11 protein-coding genes are annotated in these 13,667 nt (G+C 63.8%); 5 read left to right on the top strand and 6 right to left on the bottom strand.

The features are described from left to right. Positions 1-6: 6 nt before the first annotated feature. Positions 7-1,020, top strand: a complete 1,014-nt coding sequence (locus AC0L3K_RS35485) for a 1-aminocyclopropane-1-carboxylate deaminase (protein WP_007599136.1) — start codon at positions 7-9, stop codon at positions 1,018-1,020. Positions 1,021-1,219: 199 nt separating this feature from the next. Here AC0L3K_RS35485 and recQ read toward each other — a convergent pair whose 3' ends face one another. The 6 genes from recQ to AC0L3K_RS35455 form a co-directional block, all read right to left on the bottom strand. Continuing rightward, the gene (gene recQ / locus AC0L3K_RS35480) at positions 1,220-3,085 is read right to left on the bottom strand and encodes a DNA helicase RecQ (protein ID WP_035993930.1); all 1,866 of its coding nucleotides are present in this window, start codon (positions 3,083-3,085) and stop codon (positions 1,220-1,222) included. 124 nt (positions 3,086-3,209) lie between these two features. After that, complete coding sequence (locus AC0L3K_RS35475) at positions 3,210-3,953, bottom strand: polysaccharide deacetylase family protein (protein ID WP_088941380.1); 744 nt, start codon at positions 3,951-3,953, stop codon at positions 3,210-3,212. A gap of 104 nt (positions 3,954-4,057) precedes the next feature. Then, on the bottom strand, positions 4,058-5,059 hold the full coding sequence (gene metA / locus AC0L3K_RS35470; protein WP_473367754.1) for a homoserine O-succinyltransferase MetA: 1,002 nt from the start codon (positions 5,057-5,059) through the stop codon (positions 4,058-4,060). A 12-nt stretch (positions 5,060-5,071) separates the two neighbouring features. Further along, entirely contained in the window at positions 5,072-6,373 is a 1,302-nt protein-coding gene (locus AC0L3K_RS35465) for an O-acetylhomoserine aminocarboxypropyltransferase/cysteine synthase family protein (protein ID WP_473367753.1), read from the bottom strand. Between the two features lie 253 nt (positions 6,374-6,626). Beyond that, the gene (locus tag AC0L3K_RS35460; protein ID WP_473367752.1) at positions 6,627-8,201 is read right to left on the bottom strand and encodes an amidase family protein; all 1,575 of its coding nucleotides are present in this window, start codon (positions 8,199-8,201) and stop codon (positions 6,627-6,629) included. 547 nt (positions 8,202-8,748) lie between these two features. After that, positions 8,749-9,312 (bottom strand): TetR/AcrR family transcriptional regulator, encoded by a 564-nt coding sequence (locus AC0L3K_RS35455; RefSeq protein ID WP_007599128.1) that lies wholly within the window; start codon positions 9,310-9,312, stop codon positions 8,749-8,751. 79 nt (positions 9,313-9,391) lie between these two features. Here AC0L3K_RS35455 and AC0L3K_RS35450 point away from each other — a divergent pair, with 79 nt between their 5' ends. The 4 genes from AC0L3K_RS35450 (at position 9,392) to AC0L3K_RS35435 (ending at position 13,165) form a co-directional block, all read left to right on the top strand. Continuing rightward, complete coding sequence (locus tag AC0L3K_RS35450) at positions 9,392-10,396, top strand: quinone oxidoreductase family protein (protein ID WP_007599127.1); 1,005 nt, start codon at positions 9,392-9,394, stop codon at positions 10,394-10,396. A 97-nt stretch (positions 10,397-10,493) separates the two neighbouring features. Then, complete coding sequence (locus AC0L3K_RS35445; RefSeq protein ID WP_007599122.1) at positions 10,494-10,964, top strand: PaaI family thioesterase; 471 nt, start codon at positions 10,494-10,496, stop codon at positions 10,962-10,964. Continuing rightward, positions 10,931-11,140 carry a CoA transferase gene (locus AC0L3K_RS35440; protein ID WP_473367751.1) on the top strand — a complete coding sequence of 70 codons (210 nt, stop codon included), beginning with the start codon at positions 10,931-10,933 and terminating at the stop codon, positions 11,138-11,140. The genes AC0L3K_RS35445 and AC0L3K_RS35440 overlap by 34 nt, the downstream gene beginning before the upstream one ends. Before the next feature lie 564 nt (positions 11,141-11,704). Further along, positions 11,705-13,165, top strand: a complete 1,461-nt coding sequence (locus AC0L3K_RS35435; protein ID WP_473367750.1) for a tyrosine-type recombinase/integrase — start codon at positions 11,705-11,707, stop codon at positions 13,163-13,165. Positions 13,166-13,667: the final 502 nt, after the last annotated feature.

Below are 13,667 nucleotides of genomic sequence, written 5' to 3'. Positions count from 1 at the left end.
CTGACGATGCTCGAAAAATTCGCGCGCTATCCGCTGACCTTTGGTCCGACGCCCATCGAGAAGCTGGAGCGGCTCTCGAAGCATCTCGGCGGCAATGTCGAGGTCTACGCCAAGCGCGAGGACTGCAATTCCGGGCTCGCCTATGGCGGCAACAAGCTGCGCAAGCTCGAATACATCATCCCCGACGCGATCGCCTCGAACGCCGACACGCTGGTCTCGATCGGCGGCGTGCAGTCCAACCACACCCGCATGATCGCGGCGGTCGCTGCCAAGATCGGCATGAAGTGCCGCCTGGTGCAGGAAGCCTGGGTGCCGCACGAGGACGCCGTCTATGACCGCGTCGGCAACATCATGCTGTCGCGCATCATGGGCGCCGACGTGCGCCTGGTCGACGACGGCTTCGATATCGGCATTCGCAAGAGCTGGGAGGAGGCCATCGAGGAGGTGAAGGCGGCGGGCGGCAAGCCCTACGCGATTCCCGCCGGCGCCTCCGTGCACAAATTCGGTGGGCTCGGCTATGTCGGCTTCGCCGAAGAAGTGCGCAAGCAGGAAGCCGAGCTCGGCTTCAAGTTCGACTACATCGTGGTCTGCACCGTCACCGGCTCCACCCATGCCGGCATGCTGGTCGGCTTCGCCGCCGATGGCCGCGCGCGAAAGGTGATCGGCATCGACGCGTCGTTCACCCCGGCGCAGACCAAGGCGCAGGTGCTCTCGATCGCGCAGAACACGGCCAAGCTTGTCGAACTCGGCCAGGATCTCGTCGCAGACGACGTCGTTCTGATCGAGGACTACGCTTATCCAGCCTACGGCGTGCCGTCGGAAGAGACCAAGGAGGCGATCCGCCTCACCGCGCGTCTCGAAGCCATGATCACCGATCCCGTCTACGAGGGCAAGTCGATGCAGGGCCTGATCGACCTTACGCAAAAGGGCTATTTCGAGAAGGGCGCGAAGATCCTCTACGCCCATCTCGGCGGTGCACCGGCGCTGAACGGCTACGGGTATGCGTTCCGGAACGGCTAGCGCGTCGGTGATGTGAGGCGGCGCGCACCTCCCCACGAGTGTCGTCCTGGCGAAAGCCAGGACCCATTACCCCGACTGCCAATTGTTGAAACACGCTGAGGCAGTCAGCGTGCCTTTTCCTACGGCCTGGCTATGGATCCCGGATCGGCGCTCCGCTTCGCTGCGCTTGTCCGGGATGACGGCGGGGGTGTGGCGCGCCCTACCGCGTCCTGACAATCTGCAGCAGCTCGTCGCCGTAATGCTCGAGCTTCTTGTCGCCGATGCCGGGCACATTGCGCAGCTCGTCCAGCGTGGTCGGCCATGCGCGAACGATGCCGTCGATGGTGGCGTCGTGCAGCACGACGTAGGCCGGCACGCCACGTGCGCGGGCAATCTCCGAGCGCCATGCTCGTAGCCGCGCGCGCAATTCAGGATCGACATCGCCCTGCGCCGCGCCGGCCGCAGGCGCAAGATCACCGCGGCGGGACTTGGCGCGGCTCGAACGGATCCGGGCGCCGGGCGCTTCTTCGCGCAGCCACACTTCCGTTTCGCCCCGCAGCACGCCGCGCGACGAATCCGTCAGCTTAAGCGCGCCGAACGCTTCGCTGTCACTCAGCAAATGTCCCATCGCCACGAGCTGCCGCAGCACCGTGCGCCACTGCTTTTCGTTGAGCTCGCGTCCGATGCCGAAGACGGTGAGCTTGTCGTGACCGAACTGCGTCACCTTCTCGGTGAGCCGTCCGATCAGCACGTCGATGAGGTGCATCGCGCCGAAGCGCTGCCCGGTGCGATAGGCACAGGATAGCAGTTTTTGCGCCAGCACCTTGCCGTCGCGCATTTTCGGCGGCATCAGGCAATTGTCGCAATTGCCGCAGCCCTCGCCCATCACGATCTCGCCGAAATAGGCGAGCAGCCGCCGGCGCCGGCAGTGCGGCGTTTCGGCCAGGCCAACAAGCGCATCGAGCTTGCCGATCGAGACCCGCTTGAATTCGTCGGAGCCGCTCGACTCGTCGATCATACGGCGCTGCTGCACGATGTCCGAGAGACCGTAGGCCATCCAGGCCGCCGACGGCTTGCCGTCACGGCCGGCGCGCCCCGTCTCCTGGTAATAGGCCTCGATGCTCTTGGGCAGATCGAGATGCGCGACGAAACGCACGTCCGGCTTGTCGATGCCCATGCCGAAAGCGATGGTCGCGACGATGACGATGCCGTCCTCGTTGAGGAAGCGGTCCTGGTTGCGCGAGCGCACGCTGCTGTCGAGCCCGGCGTGGTATGGCAAGGCGGCAATGCCGGCATCGTCGAGCGCGGCGGCGACCTCCTCGACCCGTTTGCGGGACAGGCAATAGACGACGCCCGCATCTCCCGCGTGACGCTCCCGGATGAAATCCTTGAGCTGCGACACCGCGTTGCGCTTGTCGACGATCTCGTAACGGATGTTGGGACGATCGAAGCTCGAGACGAAGTGCGGACTGTCTGCAAGGTGAAGCCGCTCGACGATTTCCTTGCGGGTCAATTCGTCGGCAGTCGCGGTCAGCGCGATGCGGGGAACGTCGGGAAAACGCTCGGCGATGACCGACAGGCCGACATATTCGGGGCGGAAATCATGGCCCCATTGCGAGACGCAATGCGCCTCGTCGATAGCGAACAGCGCCACCTTCGCCCGCGCCAGCAGCGCCAGGCAGCGCGGCGTCAGCAGCCGTTCCGGCGCGACATAGAGCAGGTCGAGATCACCCGCGATCAGGCGCCGCTCGATGTCGGACGCTTCCTGCGGGGTCAGCGACGAGTTCAGCGCGGCGGCGTTGACGCCTGCTTCGAGCATGGCGGCGACCTGATCGCGCATCAGCGCAATCAAGGGCGACACCACGACACCGCAGCCTTCGCGCAGCAGTGCCGGCAATTGATAGCACAGCGACTTGCCGCCGCCGGTCGGCATCAACACCAGGCAATTGCCGCCGTCCGTGACGTGCCGGATGATCTCACCCTGCGCGCCGCGGAACCCGGGCAGGCCGAACACCGAACGCAGCACCGACAACGCATCGCGGCCCTGAGCCGGCGCGGACAGCGGAGCGGTGGAAGGAGAGGACATGGGCATGTCGGGGTGAGGCCGTGAGATTCGTCCCAAGGCCAGTCGCATGACCGCGCAGGCGTGGCAAGACCGTTTGCTCCGCCGGACGCCGCCTTCCCCCACCCTTTGTGGGAAGAAAACTTTCTTACGCGCCGATTCGTCGCAGCGCTTCCGCGACCGTCACGATCGGCATGTCGCGCTTCCCGGCGGCCTGCAGCGCGTGACGCATCAGGTGCGGCGTGCAGCCATATGGGCTCGGCGCGTCGGCGACGTCATGACCGTAGAAGATCAGCCATCCGCCGCTCTCGACCGCCTCGTCGAAATAGCGATCGACACCCGTCGTATTGATCTCGCGATCGACCAGGGGCGAGGCGCGCAGGAACTGGAGGTCGATGACGTCGCGATTGACTCCGGGAAGGATGCCGCGCGCCGAGCGGAAGGTCTTGGCGAGCTGCGGCTTGCGCCACACCGACGCGATGCCATAGGGGTAAGCGAAATTTTCCAGCGTGATCGAGGAATCAATGCCGCGAAAATGGCTGCGGTTTCGCTCGATCTCCCGGGCCATGGCGGTCTCGTCGAGACCGACCGCGCTCTGGTGCGAGAAGGTGTGGCAGGCAATCTCGTGTCCGGCCCGGTGAAGCCGCACGATGGCGTCGTTCGACAGGCCGTGCCAGTGGTCCGAGGGACGATCGACCAGGCTGCCGGCGAGATAGAAGGTACCGCGACCGCCATGCTGCTCCAGAAGCCCGGCGCCCTCGCCTGCGGCGCTATCGGGGGCATCGTCGAAGGTGAAGCTCACCATGGGCGCATTCGCGGGCAGCCGATGCGGCGCGGCGCGGAAATGCCGGGCCAGCCGATTGCTCACGCGTCCCTGGAGTGCCGACCACACGACTCGCATTTCCTGTCTGTCCCGCCCCTCACTGAAGCATTCGTACGCTGCTCGAGGCAAGCTTCACACTTCGTTAGTCCTAACGTCGAGCTCGTCGTCCCGACCTAACGCGCAAGCACCGACGCATCGGTCCCCGCGCCGAGATATTGCAGCCAGTTCCGGAACAATGCCGCCGCGGCGCTGCCAGCGGCGATATCGGTGCGCAAATTCAGCGCGGGCAGCTCGTTGCTGAGCGCGGGGTGGCGCTGGTGCCTTGCCTGCTTCTCGAAGCGGACCAGCTTCTCTTCCGTCGCAGCGTCAAAATAGCTCACGGGCAAATGCGGATAATTGTCGCGCTCACGCGCGAGATAACGGCCGATGTCGCGCAGATATTCACGCTGAAGCGACAGCGCGTCATATTCCGGATGGCCCTGGAAGAACACGAAGCGGCTGGCATATTGCCGGACGAAGATGTCGACGCCGGCCTTTGCCGAACGCGTCAGCACCTGGTAGCCGGCCTGCGCGAGGTCGCTCTCGGCGATCTCGTTCAGGCGCGAATGCGAGACCTTGAGCGGCGCAGGCGCGGCCCGCGTCAGCGGATCGCCGATCACGGCTTCGCAGTCGAAAATGCCGTGACATTTGGCGGCGAGCGGCCGCCGTTCGATGCGGTCGAGATGCAGCACCGCGGCGTGCGCAGCGAGGCACGACCAGATCGTCGAGCGCGTGTTGACCTTGGCCCAGTCGATCAGCTCGGTGAGGTCGCGCCAGTACGGTTCCTGGTCGAGCTCGGGCGCGATCGGCTCGGCGCCGGTCACGATCAGGCCGTCGAACCTGTGGCGCCTGAGCTCGGTGAGTTCCGAATATTCGCTATCGACATGCCACTTCGCTTCCGGCGAGCGCTTGACCGAGGGCAGCGAGAAGCAGTGAAAGCGGATGCGGCGCGGACCTGCTGCGGCTTGCAGCAGCTTCATGAACTGCCGCTCGGTCGCCTTCAGCGCCGGATCCGGCATGTTGTTGATCAATCCGATGGTGAGCTCTGTGTCGCCGTGCTCGCGCGCCAGATCGCCCGCCCCCGGCACCAGCGCCGGGCTCGATATGCCTTGATCCCTGTCGATCAGGATCGTCATCGGCGCCGCCGCCTACTCCGCGGCCTGGAGGCGCGCGGACCGGCAGGCCTTTTCCAGGGCCTGGTCGAGGTCCTCGATGATGTCCTGGCAATGCTCGATGCCGATCGACAAGCGGATCGTTTCCGGCAAAACGCCGGCGACCCGCTGCTGCTCGGCAGACATCTGCCGGTGCGTCGTCGAGGCCGGATGGCAGGCCAGCGACTTGGCATCGCCGATATTGACGAGGCGCGTGATCAGGTTCAACGCATCGTAGAAGGACTTGCCGGCTTCCATGCCGCCCTTGATGCCGAAGGTGAACAGCGACGAGGCGTTGCCGTCGAGATATTTCTGGACCAGCGGATAATAGGGACTGTCCGGAAAGCCGGTGTAGTTGACCCAGGCCACGCGCGGATCCTTGCGCAGGAATTCGGCGACCTTGCGGGCATTCTCGCAGTGGCGCTCCATGCGCAGCGCGACGGTCTCGATGCCCTGCAGCAGCAGGAAGGCGTTGAACGGCGACAGCACCGAACCCATGGTGCGCTGATAGATGCTGCGCGCGCGCTCGATATAGGCGGTCTTGCCGAAGCGCTCGGCATAGACGAGGCCGTGATAGGAGGCGTCCGGCTTGTTGTAGCCCGGGAAGCGGTCGGCGTGCTTGGCCCAGGGGAAATTTCCGGAGTCGACGATCGCGCCGCCGAGCGTGGTGCCGTGGCCGCCCAGAAACTTGGTCAGCGAATGCACGGCGATGTCGGCGCCGTAATCGAACGGCTTGAGCAGGATGGGCGTTGCCACGGTATTGTCGACGATCAGCGGCACGCCATGCGCATGGGCGATCTTCGCCAGCGCTTCGATGTCGCAGACATTGCCGGCGGGATTGCCGATGGTTTCGGCGAACACCGCGCGGGTATTCTCGTCGATCAGCTTTTCGATGGCGTCGGGCTTGTCGCTCTCGGCGAAACGGCCGGTGATGCCCTGTCGCGGCAGGATGTGCGCGAGCAGCGTATGAGTGGTGCCGTAGAGCTGCGGCACGGAGACGATGTTGCCGCCGTGATCGGCGACGTTGACGAAGGCAAAATGCAGCGCGGCTTGCCCGGTCGCGACCGCAAGCGCGCCGACGCCGCCCTCGAGCTCGGCGATGCGCTTCTCCAGCACCGCGCTGGTCGGATTGGCGATACGGCTGTAGCGATAGCCTTCGGTCTCGAGATTGAAGAGCGCCGCGCCGTGATCGGCGCTGTCGAAGGCGTAGGCCGCGGTCTGGTAGATCGGCACGGCAACCGCGTGCGTGGTGGCTTCGGGCTCGTAGCCTGCGTGAATAGCGATCGTCTCATTGCGCATCGTGCCACCTCCGCGTGGAGCGGGCCGCACTTATTGGCCTGTATGAGGCATGTGCGTTGTCCGCCGTCCCTCTGTTAGAGGCGGGTGGTAAAGCGGACAATAATTCGTCTAGAGATCGAGGAAGTAACCCTAACACTTGTTGGGGAATTGGCTAAAATTCAAGTCAAATTGGACTAATGAAGCTTTGCGCAGCCGGCTGAGTTGCTTTCTTCTCCCCTTGTGCAGGGGAGAAGATTCAGACCTTCGCTCCCTGTCAGTCCATCTGTTCCCACAGCCGATGTGCCATCACGCCGGCGCGCTTCTCGATCGCGGCCGCCGCATCGAGCGCGAGGTCCTCGCGATAGCGCCCGGCAATGAGCTGCACGCCGATCGGCTTGCCGTCGTGCAGCGCCACCGGCACCACGGCGCCGGGCAGGCCCAGCACGTTAATCGCGGAGATGAAGCGGATCTCGCCCCAGAAAATCTCGCGCACGCGCTCGGGGCTGACAGTGTCCTCGCGCGGGCCCGGAATCGGCTTCACGGTGGTCGGTGCCAGCACCACCGGATACTCCTCGAAGAACAACTGCCAGGCCCGGATATGGCCGTTGCGCACGGCGGTCGCCTGCATCCAGGCCTTGAGGTCGAGCACGTTGGCCTTGGCTTTCATGCCGCCCCACGCCTTGTGGAAGTCTTCGGACGTCACCTTCAGCATGCCGGCTTCCTGCAGCACCATCGTCTCGTTGGTGATGATGTCGCACCAGGTCTGCCAGACGCCGTCGATGTCGGGCACATCGACCTCGCTGACCCGATAGCCGGAACGCTCCAGATGATCGGCGGCCTGGCGCAACGCCGCCGCGATAGACGGCTCGACGTCCATGTCCTCAGGAATCCTGGCCAGCGCGACCTTGATCGGCCCCTTCGGCTTCGCACCCACCAGCGGCGCCGGCACCCACCAGGGATCGCGCGGATCGCGCTGGCTCATCACCTCCAGCGCGAGCCTGACGTCGGCGACGTGGCGGGCGAGCGGCCCCTGCGCCGACATCAGATGCGCCAGCATCGGCCGCTCGGCGGTTGCGCTTGCATTGAACGCCGGAATACGTCCCTGAGTCGGCTTGATGGTCGCAACGCCGTTGCAATGCGCCGGCCAGCGCAGCGAGCCGCCGATGTCGTTGCCGTGCGCGATGGTGCCGATGCCGGCGGCGACCGCCGAACCCGCACCGCCCGAGGAGCCGCCGCAGGTGATATTGGGATCCCATGGATTGAGCGTCAGCCCGTGCAAGGGATTGTCGGTGAAGCCGCGGAAGGAGAATTCCGGCGTGTTGGTGAGGCCGATGACGACCGCGCCTGATTTCTTCAGGTTGCGCACCACGGGCGAATCCGACGGCGCGATGAGGTCCTTGTTGGCGGGAACGCCATTGAAATTCGGACGGCCTTCGTAGTCGACATTCTCCTTGATCGTGATCGGTACGCCATGCAGAAGGCCGAGTTCACCACCTTTGGCGCGCCGCTTGTCGGCCGCATGCGCCGCAGCCAGCGCCTCCTCCGAGAGATCGACGACGACGGCGTTCAGCCTCGGATTGACGGCCCGCATCCGCTCCAGATGCGCCTCGACGGTCTCGACCGCGGAGATGGCGCCGGAGCGGATTGCGGCTGCGGTCTCGACCGCCGACCATTGCCAGGCCGGGCCTTTTGGGCGGCGTGGTGCTGATGATTTGCGCTGGGGGGCCCGCTTCACCGGCTTCGTTGCAGCCTTCGCGACCTTGCTCTTGCGAACGGCGCTTTTCTTGCTGGAGGTCTTCGCTGCTTTCTTTGCAGCACTTTTCTTCCTGGTCGCCGTCTTCTTCGCCACGTCGCATCTCCTCAAATTGCGCTGCCGAAGTTATGGAGCTCACGCGACCGTGTACAGGCGCGTTTCTGCATGGCGCGGCGTCGGGGCGCGTTGTGGCGGCCGAAGGCGCGCGAGACGCTCATGAGGTCGTCTCCCGTGACGCATGTATCGGTTGAATGATGGAATGAACTGCCGCCAGATTGCGGCATCGCGAGCGGGTTTTTGACGCCGCCGTTTGGAGAGTGACAAATTGGGACGTTTGCCTACAGCCACACAGCATCCCATGTCGGTGGCGATCGCCGATGGAAGGGGGCGTCGCGGGCGTGCGCGAGGGACGGGAGGTGGTAGCGGGAGCGCTACCACGGACCAATTGCCTTACCAAGGGCTGGAGACGGGCAGAAGAGTTGGAGAAAGCCCCAATCGAGACCAGAAGGTCAAACGGTCCCGTGCGTCAACACTGGAAATACATCGGAAAACTTTGCCATCAGAGCACTCGTCTCCCCTTCGCGCAAGAAGCAGCCCTCCCCGGCCGTGACCCTCGACGGACGTAGAGCTTCAGTCGAAGCTCTCAATTGCAAAGCCGGGCAATCTGAGCTCCACACGCGCGCATAGGCTCCTGCGATTGCGCCACGCGCGCCTGAATGAGAGCACCTTCAAAGGCCGCCAAGATTACTGGCGCGAGCGTCTCCGCATTCTTCGGAGCCATTCCGCATCGGATCAAGCCATCAGCAATCGTTTGGTGCCAGAGACCGAAAGCGTTCTTGCATGCCTTGGTGAGCGCCTGAGATTGGGGTGCAGTTTCCAATGCAACGGTGCACACGGGGCAGCCAGCGGTGAACCCGGACTTTGCCAACTGTGCCGCGCTCCCCGCAAACAACTTGCGGACACCCTCCGCAGCGCGGCCGCCTTCGGGGAAGCACTGCGCGATGCCCCCAGCGACATTTTGTGCAGCCCATTCGAGAGCGGCGACTCCAACCTGCTCCTTACCATCCGGAAAATAGTGATAGGCGGAACCCCAGGGCGCTCCCGACTCCTGGACCAGCCGCCGCCATGAGGCCGCGGCATAGCCCTCTCTCTGAAAGAGAGACATGGCGGCCAAAATCATCTGTTCGCGCGGTGAATGGGCTGTCATGGGCGTTTGACTAGGACGATCGTCTTATCTATAGACGTAGAGACGTTAGGACAAATGTCATAATGGAGGGTGGGGATCTATGAAGGCGGTATTGTTGCATGCCTACGGCGACGCTGAGGCGCTTCGGGTGGAAGAGGTTTTGAAACCGCAGCCCGGGGCTGACGAAGTGCTCATCCGGATCGAAGCGGCGAGCGTCAACTACGCCGACATCGTGCGTCGGCGCGGTGATCCCTATCCACTGCGGACACCTTTGCCGGCGATCCTCGGCAGCGAAGCCGCCGGTGTCGTCGACGCCGTTGGCGAGGGTGTCACAACGCTGCATCCCGGTGATCGGGTGTTCGCGTTTTTCGGCGGAGACGGTCTTGGCGGCTACGCTGAGTACGCCCTCGCCGGCGTCGACAACGTCATCAAACTGGACCCAAGGCTCGATTTTGACGTCGCTTCCACGCTTGTCGTTGCCGGCGTGACTGCTTTTCAAATGCTCAAGGACGCTGGACGGCTCAAGCCCGGCGAATCTGTCTTCATTCCCGGCGGCGCCGGAGGCGTTGGCAACTACGCAATTCAGCTCGCCAAGATTTTGGGCGCCGGCTGCGTCATTGCCGGCGCCAGCACACCCGAACGCCGGCAGCAAGCCTTGGCGCGGGGCGCCGACCACGCCATCGACTCTACCGCCGATGATTGGCCGCGCGAGGTGAAGCGGCTCACCGGCGGACGCGGGGCCGATGTGGTTCTCGATATGGTCGGAGGCGCATTTTTCGACCAGGCTCTGGCCGCGCTCGCACCATTCGGGCGCCTCGTCGTCTATGGGACCGCCAGCAGGAAGCCCTCTTCTTTCATCGCCCAACGCCTGATGCCGATGAACCAAGCCGTGATTGGCTACTACGTCAGCCACTGGTTCAAGGCTCGGCCGGATCAAGCGCAGAAGGCCTTCGACACCGTTGCAGGATTCGTGATCGAACAGCGCCTTCATGTGGAGGTTGCCGGGCGGCTGCCACTCGAAGGGGCCACCGAAGCTCACCGCATCATGGAAGCGCGGCAGGCGACGGGAAAATACGTGCTCAAGCCGTCGCTGACCGCCCCTTGAGCTAAGCAGCGCCACGTATCAACGGCGGCACGCAGCACGCCGCCGATATGTCGGAACCGAAGATGGCAGGCCGGCTGTCTTGAAAAGGGAGGAAACCATGACGATGAGCGACGAGCGTCCCGCATCGCGAGAGAATGGAGGGCTAGCGCTCTTCCGCGAGCTTTTGCGCACAGGCGCGCCAGCCGCTCCCATCTGCATGCCACTGAATTTCCAGTTGTCCGCGGCAGAGCACGGTAGCACAGAGTTTACTGGTTGGCCCGGACCACAGTTCGCAAACCCAGGAGGGGTTGTGCACGGTGGTTACCTCGCCGTGATTTTGAGCTCGGCGATGTCCTGTGCCGTCCATACGACACTTAATGAAGGCGAGGGTTATACGACAACGAACTTTACTGTGAATCTCACCCGTCCGCTAAAGCCGGGACCGGGCCCTGTTATCGCCTCGGGCGTCGTAGTTCACCGCGGCAGACAAGGCGCTACTGCCGAGGGTCGCATCGTCGATGACACGGGCAAGCTTCTTGCGCACGGCACAACGACTTGCGTGATTTTCGCTCCGCGAAAACAAGACTAGCAGTCGCTGCATTTACCAAATTGCTGCCTTCAAAGGACCTTACGAGGTTTCGCATCACCGGGACGACCGATCGTCCACTCGCGGGTGTCAAGGTGATCGATATTGGCCACTACGTCGCAGCACCGCTGGCAGCGATGATACTGGCGGATCAAAGGGACGGACGTCATGCGCGTTAAGCGATCAGGACATCGAGCGGTAATGCCGCTCGCGGAGGCGGCCTGCGGGCTTGGGCGGGGTTGCTTGGTGCAGCAACGGGACTCCACACGGATGTCAGACGCCACGCGCCGACAAGCACGAGGGTCGGCCGACATGAAACAGAGAGTGTCTGTGACAAGCCAGCAAACGGGAGACATTCGCAGGACCGCGATCGTCACGGAAACCTCGTCCGGCACCGGACAGGCCACCGCAAGGGCGTGCGCGATTCCGGTTTTGTCGTCTAGGAAAGACGGCGAGAAATTACTTAGCCGTTGTTGTCATCACCGCAAATCTGCGCCGGCTAATGTAATTGTCAGCTACTCTGGGGCGCCTGACCGGGGCAACAGCGCACGATGGTGCGCAGAAAAGTCCAATATCGAAGATTGGCGTACAAAATCGTGCAATGGCGGAGAGAGTGGGACCCCACCCCAACTCCCACCTAAGCAATTGAAACGCCTTGATCTCAAGGACTTAGACGGGCTAATTGGGGGACACATTGGGGGCCGCTTTGGGGGACACCTCGCCTCGCCGAGGGTGATCAATTCATGCTGAGACCGAGACTGGGACGCCACCTCGAATGGCACGGCAATCGCATCCGTGTCGTCGTGCGGGTGCCACCCGCGCTGATCAAGAAGGTCGGCGTCACGAAGCTGAGAGAGGCGCTCGCGACGCGCGATCCGCTGGAGGCCGAACGGGAGAAGGTGGACGTGGTCCGCCGATTGAAGGCCATGCTGCGCGGGGAGAAGGTGGCCGGGGTGCAATCGCCACTGACGGAGGAAGCTCTGCGGTGGCGCGAGGCCGCGCGACAGGCAGCGCTGGGACAGGGCGGCTCCGGCCCTACCGAAGTGCAAATGGCGCTGAATGACTGGACCGACGTGATCGAGCGCCAGCACGGCCCGGAGATGGCGCAGGCTTTCGGCGCGATTGCGCTGGGGCTCGCGACACCACTCAACTCACTGCTGGACCGCTGGTTCACCGAGAGGCCATTCTCAGTGGGTTACAAAGACGACATCACCCGGGCCGTTGCACGACTTGTGCAATGGTGCGGAGAGACTGCAATCCGCCCCGTAGTCGAGGCAATCCAGACAGCAGATGCGGGTCGCTTCATCCACGACCGTTACATCGCACCGAAGGTGGACGTGACGACGGCCAACAAGGACATCTCTTGCCTGCACTCCTACTGGCGCTGGATGGGGAAACGGCACGGCATCAAGGAGAACCCTTGGAGCGAACAGCGGCTGCAAGAGAGCAAGAAGCGGGAGGCAGAGGAAAGCAGCGACGACAAGCGCCCCTTCACGGATGATGAGGTTCGGACGCTGCTTCGTGGCATCAGGTTGCGTCGCGAATGGGAATTGTCGCTGTTCTCTGCCCTCAGTGGCCTGCGAGTGCACGAGATCGCGGGGCTGCGCGTCAAGCACTGCCCAGAGGGTAGGATCGCGGTGACCAAATCTAAGACGCCGAGTGGCGTGCGGACGATCCCCGCCCACCCGCTACTCACGACCTTGATCGAGACACGCAGCGCCGGGAAGCGCCCGGATGACTTCCTCTTTGAGGACTTGCCAGAGCAACGCCCCAACTCGAAGCGCGATAGGTCCGCTCCAGTAAGTCAGGCATTCACTCGCGAGAGGCGACGGCTGGGTGTCGAGGAGAAGGCCAACGAGAAGCAACGCCAATCCAACATCGACTTCCACAGTTGGCGGCGATGGTTCATCCGCCGTGCCGTAGCCGGTCTGGAGAAGGGCGGCGTAGGCTACACACCGTGGACGATCGCGAGCGTGGTCGGGCACAAGGTCGAAGACGGCACCATTGAGGGCGTTGCCCTGCCGCTCGGCATGACTATGGGTGTGTATGCCGGTGCGGCATCATGGGACGCAATGACAGCTTGCGTGAAGGCCGTGACGCTGCCGAAGAACACGCCGACGCGACGGGATGACTTAGTCACTGAAAGGCCTGGGGGTCCCCGCCCCGCCGTGAGGCGGAGAGAGCTACCCGTTGCAGCGGAATGATCCCAACCCGGTGCTCCCGCTGGCGCGAGCCGTACAGGGTGACAGATGTCGGCAGCACATGGTGGTGCTCGCGAGCCGGAACCGGCCTTGGCCCGGCCATCGCCGCGGGCGGTCTGAGTTGGTTCTGGTTCTCTTTTTCCGGCGTGCCATGCGAGGCGAGACTGTCTGCCCTGTGGAGCCCTGTGGAGCCCGGTGTGCAAAGGTGGACACATCCGGTTCCTCGGGCAGGTTGGGTGGAGCGCGACTCGACCATGAGCGGCTCCCGTGTTTTTAGTGGACCAGCGTTGCCTGCCGTTCTCCTTCCTGACTGGGCACTCATCCGAGCCCTACCGAGTGCGTTCCGCGATGTGCCCGTCTTGGAGAAGCCGTTCCTGCCGTCCGCACTGGCCAAGATGATCGAAGCACAATCACACCGGAGCTGTGAGTGCGGATTCCGGTCGATGTCGCCCAGGATTCCGAGATGATCTCGCCCACCATTCCGATTTGAAGTCGCCCACCCGTT

The sequence above is a fragment of the Bradyrhizobium sp. MI1.10 genome (genome assembly GCF_055811035.1).
The sequence above is the reverse complement of the archived record's forward strand: the minus strand, read 5'-3'. Positions and strand labels throughout refer to the sequence as shown.

Excerpts from the sequence above, each read along its gene's own strand:
- AC0L3K_RS35485 (WP_007599136.1), top strand. The coding sequence starts at position 7 with ATGCTCGAAAAATTCGCGCGCTATCCGCTGACCTTTGGTCCGACGCCC.
- recQ (WP_035993930.1), bottom strand. The coding sequence starts at position 3,085 with ATGTCCTCTCCTTCCACCGCTCCGCTGTCCGCGCCGGCTCAGGGCCGC.
- metA (WP_473367754.1), bottom strand. The coding sequence starts at position 5,059 with ATGACGATCCTGATCGACAGGGATCAAGGCATATCGAGCCCGGCGCTG.
- AC0L3K_RS35465 (WP_473367753.1), bottom strand. The coding sequence starts at position 6,373 with ATGCGCAATGAGACGATCGCTATTCACGCAGGCTACGAGCCCGAAGCC.
- AC0L3K_RS35455 (WP_007599128.1), bottom strand. The coding sequence starts at position 9,312 with ATGACAGCCCATTCACCGCGCGAACAGATGATTTTGGCCGCCATGTCT.
- AC0L3K_RS35450 (WP_007599127.1), top strand. The coding sequence starts at position 9,392 with ATGAAGGCGGTATTGTTGCATGCCTACGGCGACGCTGAGGCGCTTCGG.
- AC0L3K_RS35445 (WP_007599122.1), top strand. The coding sequence starts at position 10,494 with ATGACGATGAGCGACGAGCGTCCCGCATCGCGAGAGAATGGAGGGCTA.
- AC0L3K_RS35435 (WP_473367750.1), top strand. The coding sequence starts at position 11,705 with ATGCTGAGACCGAGACTGGGACGCCACCTCGAATGGCACGGCAATCGC.